This is a genomic window from Pseudomonas sp. MWU12-2037, assembly GCF_023242345.1.
GTDB lineage: Bacteria > Pseudomonadota > Gammaproteobacteria > Pseudomonadales > Pseudomonadaceae > Aquipseudomonas > Aquipseudomonas gingeri_D.
Genome location: NZ_JALLIZ010000001.1, coordinates 622,985 through 638,186, shown reverse-complemented (window position 1 = coordinate 638,186; position 15,202 = coordinate 622,985). Strand labels below are relative to the sequence as shown.

Genomic DNA, 15,202 nt, shown 5'->3' with positions numbered 1-15,202 from the left:
AACACTCGGGCGGATCAGGAAATCCCCAGGCCGCCCGATCCCATTCCAATCTGCCACTTACTTCAGCTGATTGGCAAACCGCCCCACCGCGCCCACCACCTGCTTGGCCCCATCCTGGATCTCGATGATCACCTCACCGGCCTGGTTGGCCAGGGACACGCCCTGCTCGGCCTTGTGCCGGCTGGTGGACACGTCCCGCACCGCCTCGTCCACCAGCTTCTGGTTCTGCTGAACCAGGGTGACGATTTCCTCGGTGGCGGCACTGGTGCGTCCCGCCAGTTGCCGGACCTCGTCGGCCACCACCGCGAAACCACGGCCCTGCTCCCCGGCCCGGGCCGCCTCGATGGCGGCATTGAGCGCAAGCAGGTTGGTTTGCGCAGCGATGCCGCCAATGGTCTGGACCATCGAGGTAATCAACATCGACTGCTTGCCCAACGCCTCGATGCCCTCCGACGCCGACTGCATTTCCTCGGAAATGGCCTGCATGGTCATCACCGTGTCCTTGACCACCGTGGCCCCGCGCTGCGCGGTCGTGTCGGTCTGCAAGGAGATGTCGTAGGCAATCCCCGCCGCCTCGCTGACCTCTTTCTCGCGCTCCACCTGGTCGGTCACCAGGCTGGCGAACTTGACCACTTTGTAGAGTTGGCCCTGGGCATCATGGACCGGGTTATAAGTGGCCTCCAGCCAGACATCGCGCCCCTGGCTGTCGATGCGCCTGAACCGATCCGCGACGAACTCCCCACGATTGAGGGTCGCCCAAAAGGCCTGGTACTGACTGGACGCCGCTTCTTCGGGAGCACAGAAAATACGGTGATGCTTGCCGACGATCTGCGCCAGCGAGTAGCCCATGGCCCGCAGGAACTGGTCATTGGCGGTGATCACTTCGCCCTTGAGATTGAACTCGATCACCGCCGTGGAACGCAGCAGTGCCCGAATAAAGGCCTCGTTCTCCTTCATGGTCTCGACGGTCTGGCTGACATCGCGAGCGAAACACCGGATATGCAACAACTCGCCCTTCTCGTTCCGGACCGGCTGCCAACTGCCCTGCAACCAGGCCAGGCTGCCATCAGCCCGCAGGAAGCGGTAGTTATCGCTGACCGACTCGCCCTTGGCCACCGCAGCCTTGAGGTTACGGTAACAGTCCAGGGTTTTGACATAGGCCGGAACGATCTGCTCCAACTGTCGATCCCGCACCTGCTCGGCGGTATACCCCAGCAGGTCGAGAAAGCGTTGATTGAAGTCGATGATGCGGAACTGCGGGTCGAGCACCAGTGAAACCATTTCCGCCGTCATGCCATGGAACAACTGGTGCAACTTGAAAAGCTCTTCTTCTTTGCTCTCTAATCTCTTCTTCAGATGAGTATTGAACATGACTGCAAGAATCCCTTTTGCCGTGTTATTCCAAGACTATCGGTGTACCTGGGCAATCACTGAGACCATCAGTCGCCTCGAACTGACGCCGCAGATTGCTTGAACGCCAAGAGCCACTCGTCCCCCAGGCCGCAAGGTGCAGGCATGGTTATTAACAACATAGTTCAGGTAACGGAGTCGTGTTGAAAGGCCCACGCGGGGCGACGGGCGGGGGTTTATTGTCGGTTCATTGCCGGGCCTGCGCTGGCAGGCCACCCCGGCGGCGGCACCACGAAACTGGCCTTCATGCGCTTGACCTCCTCAACCGGGCTGTTGCCGAACAGCCGCTTGAACTCACGGCCAAATTGCGAAGCGCTTTCGTAACCCACTTCCAAAGCAGCGCTGGCGGCGCTCACCTCGTTCCTGACCATCAGCAGCCGTGCCTGGTGCAGCCGGATCGACTTGAGGTATTGCAGCGGTGAAGTCTGGGTGACCGACTTGAAATGACCATGGAACGAAGGAACGCTCATGCCCGCTTCAGCGGCCAATTGCTCCACGCTCAGCGGTTGGCTGAAGGCCCCGTGAATCCGGCGAATGGCCCTGGCTATCTTGCCGAACCGGCCTTGCTGGGTGAGTGCCGCGCGCATGGCGCCGCCCTGCTCCCCCGTCAACGCCCGAAAGTAGATCTCACGAACCAGTGAAGGGCCGAGGATCTCCGCCTCCAGAGGCCGGTCCATGACCTCGACAAAACGCAGGACCGATTCGCTCATCGCCCGGTCCATGGGGGTCGAGAACATGCCCTGGGGCTTGGACGCCGCGACGCCACCCAGCTGGTCGATTTGCAGGATCAGATCCGCGACAACATTGAAATCCAGGTACAGATAGATGGCGAGCAGCGGCGCCTGCTCGGTGGCCTGGGTTTGCATGGTGAACGGCACCGGCACTGAAACGGCCAGGTAGTGCTGTTCATCGTAGAGGTAGACCTGGTCGCCGAAGAAACCGCGCTTGCTGCCCTGGCAGACAATGACGATACCGGGCTGGTAAAACACCGGGGTCAGGCTCAGCGGCCGATTGGAACGCAGGAAACGCACCTGCGGCAACACCGTAAGGTTGTAGCCTTCCCGGGGTGTCAGCTTGTCCATCAGCGCAATCATGCGCTTGCGCACGTCGCTGGGGTCCCACGTCTCGCCGTTCACCTGATTCCCCCGCCCTCACTGACCCTGTCGTCGATTGTGCTCAAGGCCGGCCCGGAATAACAGACCGCTCATAGGAATAGGCTAGACATTCAGAGGAAGCGAGCTCTCCCTCGCGGCGCACGAGGACTAAAGTTGCGGCATTCGTACAGCGGAACATCCCGTTGTCGACTCCATCCCCTTGCCATGAGAGAAATCAGCATGTCGTCAGTCAAAACCCTGCTTGTCACCGGCGTCAGCAGCGGCTTCGGGCGAGCACTCGCCCTGGAGGCGATTGCCGCCGGCCATCGCGTGATCGGTACGGTGCGCAACGAATCGGCCAGGCAGGCCTTTGAAGCCCTGGGCCCGTCCCAAGCCTTCGGGCGCCTGCTCGATGTCACCGATTTCGGCCGGATCGATGCGGCGGTAGCCGAGATGGAGTCCTCCCTGGGACCGATCGATGTCCTGGTCAATAACGCAGGTTATGGTCACGAAGGGATCTTCGAAGAATCATCACTCGAGGAAATACGACAGCAGTTCGAGGTCAATGTCTTTGGCGCCGTGGCCGTGACCAAGGCACTGCTGCCTTATCTGCGTCAGCGTCGTCGCGGCCATATCATCAATATCACCTCCATGGGCGGGTTCATCACAATGCCCGGCATCACTGACTACTGCGGCAGCAAATTCGCCCTGGAAGGGATATCCGAAGCGTTGGGCAAGGAACTCAAGCCATTCAATATCGCCGTCACCGCCGTGGCCCCGGGATCGTTTCGTACCGATTGGGCGGGCCGCTCCATGGTCCGTTCGCCGCGCAGCATCGCCGACTATGACGCCCTGTTCGATCCCATCCGGACGGCCCGCGAAGCCAAGAGCGGCAAACAGCTGGGCGATCCCGTCAAGGCGGCCAGGGCCATGCTCAGCCTGATCGCCAGCGACCAGCCGCCGGCTCATCTGCTGCTGGGCAGTGACGCGCTCACGCTGGTTCGGGAAAAGCTCGCCAGCTATGCCGCGGAACTCGACGCCTGGGAGAAGCTGACCCGTTCCACGGACTTTGACGCGGATTAACGCTTCTTTTTCTGCAGGCTTTTCAGACGTAGCGTCGCCCGTTGCACCGTGGCCATTTTTTCCGGGCGCTTCATGCGCTTCCACTGCTTGATCTCTTCCTTGGAGCGGCCACAGCTCAGGCACATCTCGCTGTTGAGCTGGCACACGGAAATACAGGGATTGTCGATGTCCTTGGCCATGATTCAGTGGCGTCCCGGGCGTGGACTGCGGGCAAGGTGCTGTTGCCAGTTACCGGCGCTCACCTGCTGGCAGTGCTCCTCGCTGTCGAACGCCAGATGAGCTGCGACCTGCTTGACCTCAACGTCCGCTTCGCGCAGGGCTTCGGCGGTCAGTTCAAGCATCTGGGCCGACTCGCCGGACATCGCCTGGTCACGGTTGGCCCGGGTGTCGAAAACCCAGGTCACCCGCAGGCTGGCGGGAAAGTGCGCGAAGTCCACCTCGTGGGTCAGCCAGGCAAACCCGACGATCCTGGCCTTCGCCGTCTCGCAGGCCTCGGTCAGGGCGGCAACCAGGCGACGCTCGATCTGCGCCTGCTCGCGTTTACTCAACAACATGGTTTGATCCTTTTCATCTCGACGGCGCAGAGTATGCCTGATCGTCGGCAAAGCCCGGTATCGACAGGATGACAGGTGGGTGGTCAGGCGGGCGCGCGAAGATTCGACAGTTCATTCGCTGCCCCCTAAGCTGAGCGAAGAAAAAGACAGGGGTGGTGGGCATTCGGTCGCCGGCCTGCCGTAGAAAAAAACAGAGACAGGAATCACCCTCCATGACGATGATTGACGTAGCTCTCTTGAAGCCCTACCTGATCGAAGCAGACAACGCCCGCGCGGCATGGCGCACGACGGTCGCCGCCTTGAGCAAGTCGCCCAAAGACACGCTGGAAGAAGGGTTCAAAGCCGTCAAGATCGCCGAGCGCACCTATTACCGATGCTGCGAAGAGTTGGCCAATGCCCTGCGCAGCGAGGTTGCGCGTGCGGAAGGGCCGAGCTGAGCAACGCACACACTCAATGCGCCAGGAATCACTCTCCCGTCACGGAGTGTGGTCGCTTACACATGCCCGATCATCCAGCCGCTTGAACAGGTGCTCTTCATCGTAAAAACGCCCCTCGAGAACTCAAACTGAGTTCAACCAGAATCCGTAGTGACAGACCTATAAGTCGAAGCCGCCCGATGAGCTTCTTCATACACACCCTTGATTTGTCTGAGTCCAAGGACGACCTCCTTGAGGTTGATACCACTGATTTCGCGTGAAAATTCCCCGAACAATATATTTTTGCGTGCCTCTGTATATTTTTCCGTATTCTCGCGACCTGCCTCGGTAACGCTGAGTTGCACCGGTCTATTCTTGAACGGTTGATATTTTTTTACCAACCCTCGTTCACTGAGCTTTGTAACACTGTAATTGATATTAAAATAATCAGAGCGATTCAACAGCTGCCCCACCTCCGCAATGGTTTTAGGTCGATCATTCATCCGAATAACGTGAAGCACCGCAAGCTCATCAACTGATATTTTATTATCGTTGGCCATCTTTTCGCACTCCAACTGCCAACGCTTGAAGGCATTAAACGCCCTCCAAAGCTGCAATTCGAACTCAGTCCAACTCACTTCACCATCAGTGGTAGCCAGATGCCACGTTTTATCAATCTGCATGAGGTGAACCTTCAGTCCTTGATTCAATCAATTTTCTACATACTTTGCCTAACTTGGCAATGGATACACCAAAAAATCAACCTAGCAGCACAAAACGATCCTCCACCCTACACACCAACAAGATTCGACCTACAAAAACATCAGCAACAAACGATATATCCCCCTATTGAACGACAAGTCCATTCGTTTTATAAATTTCAAAGCGAACCACAAAGCAAATCGCCCCGGGGAACAGAGGGAGCTTCTATGTGCCAAAATACACATCCGAACAGCATCAGGCTCCCGATCAGCAAGCAAACCCTCAGCCGTCATTTGTTTGAGCCATTGACTGACATCATGGAGACCTTCCGGAAGCTCAAGTCCGGAGCCAGGAAGACGGACAGCATGACCTTGGAACAAATGAAACAGTTTATGGCCCATTTCGAAAGAAGTTGCTCCGACCTTGAGCTGTCAGGTGCCGATATGCTTAAATTTTTTCAATGTATTGCAGAGCAAGCCAAGGAAACGACCTCTACCGACAGCCAACCCAAGCCAAGTGCCTGGCTCTCCATCTTGATCGTCGACGATGATGAACGAGTGCGCGAGTTTCACTGCAAAATCCTGAAAAGCCTTAATTGCAGCGTCAACATAGCCAGTAATGGATATGAAGCCCTGGGCATGCTGTGCAAATCCTATGACGCCATCCTGATGGATATTCAAATGCCCGGAATGGACGGTATTGAGACCGCCATGAAGATTCGCCAGCAAGGGTTTGATCCGCAGACCACCCCCATCATCGCCATTACCGCCAACCCACTGGAGGAAGTTCGAAGAAAATGCCAGGCATCCATATTCAATGAGTGCATACAAAAGCCAATGGATATCAACAAACTCCAAAAAACACTCGAAACGCTGACAACCCGATAAGACTGAATGGCGTCTCCCAGCCCGTAACGTTTAAATACAACCCTATTACTGTAGGCTGATTCGTACCAAACTTGTCCTTGCAGTCTGATTTTCGCCGATGAACAACGTCGCTACCATCGAAGTAGACCGTCCATCAATCAAGTTCCTACAACAGACCCTCCAGAGACTGAACACTTGAAGTGGATGACCGATGAAGCCCAGAGCGATCCCTGATCTCGCTCCTTGTCCATTGACCCTCGAGAGGCTGCCTGACCCATGACCCAGATTGCCCAACTGCCGACACCCCAAACCGACCGAGTGCTGATTCTACGCATTGAGTTGAAGTGGATAACCCCCACGATCTGGCGCCAGGTGGCGGTCCCCGAAAGCATCACCCTGGGCAACCTGCACCAGGTTATCCAGGCGACGATGGGCTGGACGGACACGCACCTGCACGAATTTGAAATTGCCGGTGACAGCTACGGTGTTTCCGACTCCAGCACCGGCTGGAAACCTCCGATCGTTGCGGAGAAACACACGACACTGATCAGCGCCCTGCGGGGGAACCGCACCTTCCGTTATGTCTATGATTTCAGGGATGGCTGGGAGCACTTGATCCGGCTGGAAAAAATCATCCCCGCCGACGTTTGCCCGCAACTGCCCTACTGCATCGACGGAGCCAACGCCCGGCCCCCCGAGGATATCGGCGGCATGCTGGGCTATGACGAGTTCCTGACGGCCCTGAATGACGCCAGCCACCCCGAGCATGAGAGCGTACTGGAGTGGTTCGGCGATAACGACTTTGATCCGACGACCTTTGATTGTGTGCGTATCAATCGGTCGTTGAAACAGATCAGGCTCCAGCGACCTTGATAACGACGTTGCCAACGGCACCTTTGGCGAGGTGCTCATAGGCGTCACACACGACCTCGAACGGGGTTATGGACGAACACCGACCTCGGCAACCTGCGCTGTCCAGGCTTTGACCTGCTCGCTGAGCGTCAGCCCCAGACCGGGACGGGTAGGCACGAGCATGCGACCGTCACGGGTTTCCAGACGCTCGTTGAACAGCGGCTCAAGCCATTCGAAATGCTCGACCCAAGGCTCGGTCGGGTAAGCCGCCGCCAGATGAACGTGCAGCTCCATGGCGAAGTGCGGCGCCAGCATCAGGCCCGCCTGCTCAGCCATGGCCGCCACCTTCAGGTAAGGCGTAATCCCCCCCACCCGCGGTGCGTCGGGCATCAGGAAATCGGCACCGCGCAGCTTGATGAACTCGGCGTGTTCGGCAACGCTGGTAAGCATTTCACCGGTAGCAATCGGCGTATCGAATTGCTGGGCCAGGGCGGCATGGCCTTCAACGTCATAGCAGTCCAGCGGCTCTTCGATCCAGATCAGGTTGTATTGTTCAAACTGGCGGCACATGCGCTGGGCCGTCGGGCGATCCCATTGCTGATTGGCATCCACCATCAAGGGGAAGTCGTCACCCAGGTGCTTGCGAACCGTGCTGACGCGCTGGATGTCGATGGCGCAATCCGGCTGGCCGACTTTCAGCTTTATGCCGCCGATGCCCTTTTCACGAGACAGGTCGGTGTTCTTCATCAGTTGATCCAGCGGCGTGTGCAGGAAACCACCGGAGGTGTTGTAGCAACGCACGGAATCACGTTGGGCACCGAGCAGGCGCGCCAGGGAAAGATTGGCGCGCTTGGCTTTCAAGTCCCACAAGGCCACGTCGAAGGCACCGATGGCCTGGGTCGACAGGCCGCTACGCCCCACCGAGGCGCCGGCCCAGCACAGCTTGGTCCACAGCTTGGCAATGTCACTCGGATTTTCGCCGATCAGCGCCGGGGCGATTTCCTGGGCATGGGCGAATTGCCCCGGCCCACCGGCCCGCTTCGAGTAACTGAAGCCGAGCCCACGATGACCATCGATGGTTTCGATTTCAGCGAACAAGATGACGATTTCGGTCATCGGCTTTTGCCGGCCGGTCAGCACCTTGGCATCACTGATCGGATTGGCCAGCGGCAGGATCACCGAAGACACACGCACCCAGGCAATACGGTCGTCGTCGGAGGATTTGATGGTGTGTTGTGCTGCGAGCATGGCGCTCTCCTTGAACGGTGATGAGGTCTTGAAAAGAGATCAGGTACGGTGCGGTGTCAGTTCGCTGTTCAGCGCGCCCTCTTCGACAGGCTTGGCCGGTGGATCCTCGAAATCATCGAATTCCAGGCGCTTGAGCGGCCCGACGATAAACAGATAGGAAAACGCCCCCAGCAACCCCATGCCGGCCACGTAGATCAACGCGACATCGAAAGAGCCCAACTGGTTGATCATCACGCCGATGGCGATGGGGGTGACGATGCTCGCGAGGTTGCCGCAGAAGTTGAACATGGCCCCGCTGACGCCCATGGCCCGGGCCGGCGAAACGTCACCGACGATGCACCAGCCCAGGTTGCCGACCCCTTTGGCGAAGAAGGCAATGGACATCACCAGGATCACCAGGGGGATCGACTGGGTGTAGTTGGCGACCATGATGCTGCTCGACAGCAACAGGCCACAGATGATCGGTGTCTTGCGGGCCGCGGTCAGGCTGAAGTTCTTGCGCAGCATCCAGTCCGACCAGACACCGCCGATCATGCCGCCCAGGCAACCGGCGATGGGGGGAATGGCGGCCACCAGCCCGACCTTTAACAGAGTCATGCCCTTGGCTTCGATCAGGTAGGTCGGGAACCAGGTCAGGAAAAACCAGGTGATCGAGGTCAGGCAGAACTGGCCCAGGTAGATGCCCAGCATCATGCGGTTGCCGCCGATGGCCTTCATTCTTTTCCAACTGAAGGGTGTCTTCACGTCGCCGAGGGTGGGCAAGCCCCCGCCCGCTTCGATGTAGTCGATTTCAGCCTGGTTGGTACGTTTGTCCTTGCGCGGCTCCTGAACCATGCGAAACCACAGCAAGCCGATCAGGATACCGGCCACACCGGTGACCCAGAACACGTGCTGCCAGCCCCAGGTACTGACCAGCCAGACCATCACCGGGGTGAACGCCGCCAGGGCAAAATATTGCGCGGACTGGAACACCGCCGTGGCCAGGCCCCGTTCATGGCGCGGGAACCACATCACCGTCAGGCGGTTGTTGGCCGGAAACGCCGGTGCTTCGGCCACCCCCATCATGAAGCGCAGGACAAACAGCACCAGAAAGGCCGAACTGAACAGGTCGACGTAGCCCTGCAGGAAGGTAAACACCGACCAGATGATCAGGCTCATGCCAAGCACCAGACGCGAGCCGAAACGGTCGAGAACGATGCCGCCGGGCAGCTGCATCCAGGTGTAGGCCCAGCCGAAGGCCGAGAAAGCGATGCCCATGGTCATGGCATCGAAGCCAAGGTCGGTGCGCATGCTCGGGGCGGCAATGGACAGCGTGGCGCGGTCAACGTAGTTGAACACGGTGACGATGAAGATCATCACGAGGATGAGATAGCGGACGTTGGTCTTCGCGACCGATGGCGTGGGCGTGATCACTATTATTTTCCTTATTGTGAGTGCAGCGGCGAATCCATGTGGCCCTTACGGCTCCTGATAACAGCATGATCGGCAAATGATTGCGCAATCATTGAAAGATTCAAAAAAAGGTCCCGCCCGACAGAACAGATGACCTTTGCGCCGATACTACACTGATTGCGCAATCATTCAACCCTGCGATTATCGGAAAAAAGCTGTTTTCAGGATCAGGTACTGGCGCGGTCGATCAGGGTGAAACCGGTGTCGATTCGCACGGGATGATGACTGCCGGCGGGATATTCGAAGCGCTCAAGCAGCGCCTGGGCCACTTGCAGGCCAATGTTCCTGCCATCGACGCTGACGGTCGACAAGGCCGGGTGCACCTGCGCCGCGCTGCTCAGATCGCCGAAGCCCATCACCGCCAGATCCGACGGTACCTTCATCCCGCGACTGGCGGCTTCGGCTAGGACACCCTGAGCCACGGTGTCGGAGCTGCACACCACGATGTCCGGCGGCACGGGCTGTTCAAGCAGGCGTCGCAGCCCTTCCCTGCCCACTTCGAGGGTGGCCGGCGGTGCCAGGATCTCCATCGGCACCTCTTCGATACCCTGGCGCTTGAGCTCGGCGATCAGGCTGTTGCAGCGACGCAGACCGCGAGGATCGCTGATGGTCACTACCGAGAAACGCTTGTAGCCCTTTTTCAGCAAATGCCGTGCGGTCTCCTCCCCGACTTTCTCATGGGAGAAGCCCACCAGCATATCCAGGGGATCTTCGCTCAAGTCCCAGGACTCCACCACCGGAATACCCGCCTGGGCGAGTCGCAGACGACTGGATTCGGTATGCAGCGTGCCAGTCAGGACAATACCGTCCGGCCGACGGCCGAGGACCGCTTCCAGCAGCTTTTCTTCCTGCTCGGCGGAGTAGCCGGTCAGCCCCAGCAGGGTTTGATAGCCGGCCTGGGTCAGGCGATCCATCAGCGATTGCACGGTATCGGCAAAAATGGAGTTGGCAATGGTCGGGAGGAAAATCGCCACCAGGCGGCTTTTGTTACTCGCCAGGCCACCAGCCAGCATATTTGAAACATAGCCGGTCTTGCGCACCGCTTCACGGACCTTTTCCCGAGTCTCCTCGGTCACCAGCTCCGGTCGATGCAAGGCCCGGGAAACTGTCATCGGCGAAACGCCGGCCACCTTCGCCACATCAATCAAGGTCAGGCTGGCGCCCTTCCTGGGCGCGGTGATCGATGTGTCAGTGGAGGACGCCGCTGGTTTCTTAGCCATGAACCTTTCCGAATCTGAAGCTCAGTCTCTGAAGCTGCCGTGCAAGGCAGGCTGTAAGCGCGGGGAATCTACCAAAACCCCGCGCAACATTCACGATACTTGGTTTTGGCTCACTCAGAGGGTAGCGATCAAGCCAGCGGTAATTTCCTCTTGTGCCCTGCCCCGGCCAATCAACCAGCGCTGAAAGGCCCGGCATTGGGATTTCTGCAGGGTGTTGGGGTGCCAGCTCAGGTAATACGGCGAAGGCAGCGGCATGGCGCGGCCCCAGGGAATGACCAGGCGCCCTTCATCAATATCGCGGGAAATCATCGAAAACTGCGCCAGCACCACCCCCTGGTGATCGATCGCGGCTTGAATCGCCATGCTCGACGAAGAAAAACTGCGACGGATGACAATCGCCTGCTCGACCGCCACACCTTCGTGCTCGAACCATTCGGCCCATGAGGGCGGCGAGTCGAATTTCGGCCGCGAATCGATACGGATCAGCGGGTATTGGAGCAGGTCAGCGGCCCGCTCCACCCGGCCCGGATAGCCCGCAAGGCTCAACAGCTTCGGTGAGCAGGCCGGCACCACACAATCGCGAAACAGCACGACGCTGTGCTCGGCATATTGGCCTGGCTCGCCATAACCGATCCGAAAATCGGCGTTTTCCTCCTCCGAGGTATCCGCCAGCGTGCTGTCCAGATAGATGTCGAGGTCCCCATGCTCATGCTGCCATTCGTAGGTCAGGGGCGCCAACCACCGGGTCATGAGTGAAGGCAGGCCACTGACATACAGATTGTTGGGATTTTTCGAACGCTCGACTTCGGAAACGGCGGCCCTCAACTCTTCAAAGGCCGTGGAACAGCGCCCATGAAAACGCAGGCCAATGGCGTTCAGCCGCAGGCGCTGTCCCTCCTTGACCGTCAGGCTCATGCCCAGCGCCTCCTCCAGCAACTTCATCTGCTGGCTTACCGCGCCCACGGAGAGGTTCAGGCGTTTGGCCGCCTGGGAGATACCGCCGCAGTGACCGACGGTTTCAAACACCTGGAGGGCTCGTAAAGGCGGTAGACGGCTCATGGCGGTACAAAGCTCTCGAAGGCATTTTAAGTTTAGAAATTCTATTAAAACTAACAGAAATTGCCATATTTTCTTCATCGATAAATCGCTTTAGCCTTCTCCCACGCTCAATCGAGCGATGGCCCGGCCGGGCCGGGTCCTCAATCATTTCGTTTCTCGGGAGTTCGCAATGACAGCTCATCCTCAGCAGATCACTCAAGTCGTGCTTGGCGACAGGGAACCTTCCATCGAAGAGTTCGTCGCGGTAGCCCGTTACTCCGCCAAGGTGTCGTTTTCCGAGACCTACAAGAATCGCGTAAACCGGTCCCGGGGTCTGGTCGAGCGTTTCCTCGATGAAAATCGCCTGGTCTATGGGGTGACCACCGGCTTCGGCGACAACGTCCGGCATGTGATTTCGCCACAGAATGCCAAGGAGCTTCAGGTCAATATCGTGCGCTCCCATGCCGTCGCCGTCGGCGAGCCGCTCAAGCGTGAACAGGTTCGGGCCATCCAGTTGATGGTATTGATCAGCCTGGGCAAAGGCTTTTCCGGGGTACGCCTGGAGTTGCTGGAGCTGATTGCCGGCCTGCTCAACCATGACGTCGTGCCGTTTGCGCCCGGCGAGGGGTCGGTGGGTTATCTGGCCGTCGAAGGGCACCTGGCCCTGGTCCTGCTCGGCGAGGGCAAGGCCCGGGTCAATGGCGGCGAATGGGTGGATGGCGCCACCGCCCTGCAACAGGTCGGCCTGCAACCGACGGACCTGCAGTGCAAGGAAGGCCTGGCCATGCTCAACGGCACCATGTCGGTGACCGCCATCGCGATTCTGGCCCTCTACAATGCCATGCAGAGCGCCGCCCTGGCCGACGTCGCCGCCGCCCTTTCCCTGGAAGCACTGAAGGGCACGATTCGGGCCTTCGATCCGCGTTACCACTCGATCAAGGCCCACAAGGAGCAGGCGCAAACCGCCCGGGAGATCAAGGCGATGCTGCACGACAGCCAGTTGATCGCCGAAAACATCGACTACCGGTTGCAGGACGCCTACAGCCTGCGGGCCATTCCCCAGGTGCATGGTGCGTCGAAGCGCTTTATCGAGCACGCCCGGGAAAATATCGAGAACGAAATCCACTCCTCGGGCGACAACCCGATCATCTACCCGCTGGAGGACGGTGACGGCATTGCCATTTCCGGCGCCAACTTCGACGGCAGCTATATCGGCATGTCGGCGGATTCGCTGTGCGTGGCGCTGGCCAGCCTGGCGAAGATTTCCGAACGCCGCATCGACCGCATGGTCAACTCGCACTTCAGCGAAATGCCGGCCTTCCTGGTGCGCAACCCGGGACTCAACAGCGGCTATATGATCCTGCAATACACCGCGGCGGGCCTGTATGCGGAAATGAAGGCGCTGTCATTCCCCTCCACGGTCGACAGTTTCTCGACCTGCGCCAACCAGGAGGACCTGGTCAGCCTGGCGTACAACGCCGCGATCAAGGCCTACAAGGTTTCCGAAAAGCTCGAGTCGGTGCTGGCGATTGAACTGCTGGTGGGTTGCCAGGCGTTGGACTTCCATGACGTGCACAAAGCTTCCAGCGTGACCAAGGCGGTTTACGACCTGGTGCGCAGTCGCGTACCGGTCGCCGACCATGATCGTGCCTTCTATCTGGACATGGTGAGTGTTACCGAGCAGGTACGCAGTGGTGAGGTGCTGGCCACGGTGCAGAAAAACCTCAAGTAAACAGGTTGACCCCGGGGCCGTCCTTTGGCCGTCAAGGTAGGTGTTTTGGCTACCTCTCGACGGCTGAAGGACGGCCTTTTTCGCTATACAAGCCCTCCCCAAAACGTTCCCCATCGCGCACTAACATCTCTCAAACTGTCACCGAGCGCCCCAACGTGGCGCAATTCCCAGCTCAGGTAACAACCGTTACCTCCTCGGCAAAGCTTCCAGAAAAAAAACGCCGCCCAGCAAAGCCTTGTCCTACAAGCGCTGCAGCAAAATCCCAGGTTTTATTGCATGGCGACCCGGCAAGTTGGCCGCTTGATTGCATATGCTTGTATGTACAAGTAAATGTGTGTGCGTATAAGTTGCCAGCACGATCTGTGCACAGCACCGGTTTACGTTCGAGAGCAAGGCCACAAACCTGCCGATGATCACGTCTTGATCGATCGATCAGGGGCACATGGAGAGGGGACGGCCAGCCAGGCTGAAACCATCAGGGGTGCGAATTAACCGGCTTGACTGGCGGGTTGGCTGTTTATGGTTTTGTCTTGTCTGCACAAGAACCGTTGCGCAGGCAAGCATTGGAGATTCGGCCTGAGCCGGATCAGTTCGCAACACTCCATTGATTAGGCAGGAAATTATCAAGATGTCGAAGAAATCAAGCTGGTTGGGTTCTGTAGCGCTCAGTGCAATGGTTCTGGCCTGTGCCCCGGCACTGCAGGCCAAAGAGTGGACCTCGGTGAATATCGCCACCGAGGGCGCCTATGAGCCCTGGAACCTGACGCTCCCAGGTGGAAAGATCGGCGGCTTCGAACCGGAGTTGATGGATATCATCTGCCCGCGCATGAAGCTCAAGTGCAACGTCGTGGTACAGAACTGGGACGGGATGATCGCCAGCCTCAATGCCGGCAAATTCGACGTGCTGATGGACGCCATCGTCATCAACGAGGAACGCCAGAAGGTCATGGCCTTCTCGACGCCTTACGCCCAGACCCCGGCCAGCTTCGTCTCGCTGAAAGCCGATCTGCTGCCGGGCAAGACCGGTGACGCCGCCGCCATCACCCTGGGCACCGATGCCAAGCAAGTCCGCGCCGGCGTTGAAGAGCTGCGCAAGGCCCTCAAAGGCAAGACCATCGGTATCGCCTCCGGCACCATCTACACATCGTTCATTGATGAGAACTTCAAGGATGTCGCGACCATTCGCGAGTACGGCAGCTCGGCCGAAGCCATCCTCGACCTGCTGGCTGGCCGTATCGACGTCGCTTTCGATGACGTGACCTTCTTCAACTCGGTCATGGACAAGCCAGAGAACAAACCGCTGGTCTTTACCGGCCCGGTCATCAAAGGCCCGATCTGGGGTGAAGGCGAAGCACTGGGCTTCCGTCAGAAAGACCCGGAGCTCAAAGCCAAGTTCGACGCCGCCCTCAAGGAAGCCATGGCTGACGGCACCATCAAGAAACTGAGCGAGAAGTGGTTCAAGGCAGACCTTACCCCTAAGCAGTGATTCTGAATGGCCCGGCAACGTAACAGTTGCCGGGTTGCTTGAACCTTCA

15 protein-coding genes are annotated in these 15,202 nt (G+C 58.6%); 6 read left to right on the top strand and 9 right to left on the bottom strand.

From position 1 onward, the window contains the following. Positions 1-57 precede the first annotated feature (57 nt). A complete protein-coding gene (locus M5B42_RS02855; protein ID WP_248744969.1) occupies positions 58-1,371 on the bottom strand; it encodes a PAS domain-containing methyl-accepting chemotaxis protein in 1,314 nt (437 codons plus the stop codon). 215 nt (positions 1,372-1,586) lie between these two features. Beyond that, a complete protein-coding gene (locus M5B42_RS02850) occupies positions 1,587-2,492 on the bottom strand; it encodes an AraC family transcriptional regulator (protein WP_218171403.1) in 906 nt (301 codons plus the stop codon). A gap of 252 nt (positions 2,493-2,744) precedes the next feature. On the opposite strand from M5B42_RS02850, the gene M5B42_RS02845 reads away from it, so the two are divergent. After that, positions 2,745-3,587, top strand: a complete 843-nt coding sequence (locus tag M5B42_RS02845) for an oxidoreductase (RefSeq protein ID WP_248744968.1) — start codon at positions 2,745-2,747, stop codon at positions 3,585-3,587. Here M5B42_RS02845 and M5B42_RS02840 read toward each other — a convergent pair. Next, the gene (locus M5B42_RS02840; RefSeq protein WP_248744967.1) at positions 3,584-3,766 is read right to left on the bottom strand and encodes a DUF1289 domain-containing protein; all 183 of its coding nucleotides are present in this window, start codon (positions 3,764-3,766) and stop codon (positions 3,584-3,586) included. The two genes, M5B42_RS02845 and M5B42_RS02840, sit on opposite strands and share 4 nt — an antisense overlap. 3 nt (positions 3,767-3,769) lie before the next feature. After that, positions 3,770-4,141 (bottom strand): hypothetical protein, encoded by a 372-nt coding sequence (locus M5B42_RS02835; protein ID WP_103494982.1) that lies wholly within the window; start codon positions 4,139-4,141, stop codon positions 3,770-3,772. Positions 4,142-4,353: 212 nt separating this feature from the next. Here M5B42_RS02835 and M5B42_RS02830 point away from each other — a divergent pair, with 212 nt between their 5' ends. Next, entirely contained in the window at positions 4,354-4,578 is a 225-nt protein-coding gene (locus M5B42_RS02830) for a hypothetical protein (RefSeq protein WP_103494983.1), read from the top strand. A 134-nt stretch (positions 4,579-4,712) separates the two neighbouring features. On the opposite strand, the gene M5B42_RS02825 is transcribed toward M5B42_RS02830, so the two are convergent. After that, complete coding sequence (locus tag M5B42_RS02825; protein WP_103495015.1) at positions 4,713-5,240, bottom strand: winged helix DNA-binding protein; 528 nt, start codon at positions 5,238-5,240, stop codon at positions 4,713-4,715. Here M5B42_RS02825 and M5B42_RS02820 point away from each other — a divergent pair. Further along, complete coding sequence (locus M5B42_RS02820; RefSeq protein WP_103494984.1) at positions 5,217-6,146, top strand: response regulator; 930 nt, start codon at positions 5,217-5,219, stop codon at positions 6,144-6,146. The genes M5B42_RS02825 and M5B42_RS02820 overlap by 24 nt on opposite strands. 255 nt (positions 6,147-6,401) lie before the next feature. Then, on the top strand, positions 6,402-6,998 hold the full coding sequence (locus M5B42_RS02815) for a plasmid pRiA4b ORF-3 family protein (protein ID WP_248744966.1): 597 nt from the start codon (positions 6,402-6,404) through the stop codon (positions 6,996-6,998). Between the two features lie 66 nt (positions 6,999-7,064). Here M5B42_RS02815 and M5B42_RS02810 read toward each other — a convergent pair whose 3' ends face one another. The 4 genes from M5B42_RS02810 to M5B42_RS02795 all read right to left on the bottom strand — a co-directional run bounded on the left by M5B42_RS02810 (position 7,065) and on the right by M5B42_RS02795 (position 11,956). Then, positions 7,065-8,225 carry a mandelate racemase/muconate lactonizing enzyme family protein gene (locus M5B42_RS02810; protein WP_248744965.1) on the bottom strand — a complete coding sequence of 387 codons (1,161 nt, stop codon included), beginning with the start codon at positions 8,223-8,225 and terminating at the stop codon, positions 7,065-7,067. A gap of 39 nt (positions 8,226-8,264) precedes the next feature. Next, positions 8,265-9,581 carry an MFS transporter gene (locus M5B42_RS02805; protein ID WP_103495016.1) on the bottom strand — a complete coding sequence of 439 codons (1,317 nt, stop codon included), beginning with the start codon at positions 9,579-9,581 and terminating at the stop codon, positions 8,265-8,267. A 263-nt stretch (positions 9,582-9,844) separates the two neighbouring features. Beyond that, positions 9,845-10,897, bottom strand: coding sequence for a LacI family DNA-binding transcriptional regulator (locus M5B42_RS02800; protein WP_103494987.1), 1,053 nt, complete (start codon positions 10,895-10,897; stop codon positions 9,845-9,847). A gap of 114 nt (positions 10,898-11,011) precedes the next feature. Continuing rightward, on the bottom strand, positions 11,012-11,956 hold the full coding sequence (locus M5B42_RS02795; protein ID WP_248744964.1) for a LysR substrate-binding domain-containing protein: 945 nt from the start codon (positions 11,954-11,956) through the stop codon (positions 11,012-11,014). Between the two features lie 169 nt (positions 11,957-12,125). Between M5B42_RS02795 and M5B42_RS02790 the strand changes: the two genes are divergently transcribed. Next, entirely contained in the window at positions 12,126-13,667 is a 1,542-nt protein-coding gene (locus M5B42_RS02790) for a histidine ammonia-lyase (RefSeq protein ID WP_248744963.1), read from the top strand. Positions 13,668-14,295: 628 nt separating this feature from the next. Further along, on the top strand, positions 14,296-15,153 hold the full coding sequence (locus M5B42_RS02785; RefSeq protein ID WP_178129759.1) for a transporter substrate-binding domain-containing protein: 858 nt from the start codon (positions 14,296-14,298) through the stop codon (positions 15,151-15,153). Positions 15,154-15,202 lie beyond the last annotated feature (49 nt).

Coding starts and splice junctions, on each gene's coding strand:
- M5B42_RS02855 (WP_248744969.1), bottom strand. CDS start 1,371: ATGTTCAATACTCATCTGAAGAAGAGATTAGAGAGCAAAGAAGAAGAG.
- M5B42_RS02850 (WP_218171403.1), bottom strand. CDS start 2,492: ATGGACAAGCTGACACCCCGGGAAGGCTACAACCTTACGGTGTTGCCG.
- M5B42_RS02845 (WP_248744968.1), top strand. CDS start 2,745: ATGTCGTCAGTCAAAACCCTGCTTGTCACCGGCGTCAGCAGCGGCTTC.
- M5B42_RS02840 (WP_248744967.1), bottom strand. CDS start 3,766: ATGGCCAAGGACATCGACAATCCCTGTATTTCCGTGTGCCAGCTCAAC.
- M5B42_RS02835 (WP_103494982.1), bottom strand. CDS start 4,141: ATGTTGTTGAGTAAACGCGAGCAGGCGCAGATCGAGCGTCGCCTGGTT.
- M5B42_RS02830 (WP_103494983.1), top strand. CDS start 4,354: ATGACGATGATTGACGTAGCTCTCTTGAAGCCCTACCTGATCGAAGCA.
- M5B42_RS02820 (WP_103494984.1), top strand. CDS start 5,217: ATGCCACGTTTTATCAATCTGCATGAGGTGAACCTTCAGTCCTTGATT.
- M5B42_RS02825 (WP_103495015.1), bottom strand. CDS start 5,240: ATGCAGATTGATAAAACGTGGCATCTGGCTACCACTGATGGTGAAGTG.
- M5B42_RS02815 (WP_248744966.1), top strand. CDS start 6,402: ATGACCCAGATTGCCCAACTGCCGACACCCCAAACCGACCGAGTGCTG.
- M5B42_RS02810 (WP_248744965.1), bottom strand. CDS start 8,225: ATGCTCGCAGCACAACACACCATCAAATCCTCCGACGACGACCGTATT.
- M5B42_RS02805 (WP_103495016.1), bottom strand. CDS start 9,581: ATGATCTTCATCGTCACCGTGTTCAACTACGTTGACCGCGCCACGCTG.
- M5B42_RS02800 (WP_103494987.1), bottom strand. CDS start 10,897: ATGGCTAAGAAACCAGCGGCGTCCTCCACTGACACATCGATCACCGCG.
- M5B42_RS02795 (WP_248744964.1), bottom strand. CDS start 11,956: ATGAGCCGTCTACCGCCTTTACGAGCCCTCCAGGTGTTTGAAACCGTC.
- M5B42_RS02790 (WP_248744963.1), top strand. CDS start 12,126: ATGACAGCTCATCCTCAGCAGATCACTCAAGTCGTGCTTGGCGACAGG.
- M5B42_RS02785 (WP_178129759.1), top strand. CDS start 14,296: ATGTCGAAGAAATCAAGCTGGTTGGGTTCTGTAGCGCTCAGTGCAATG.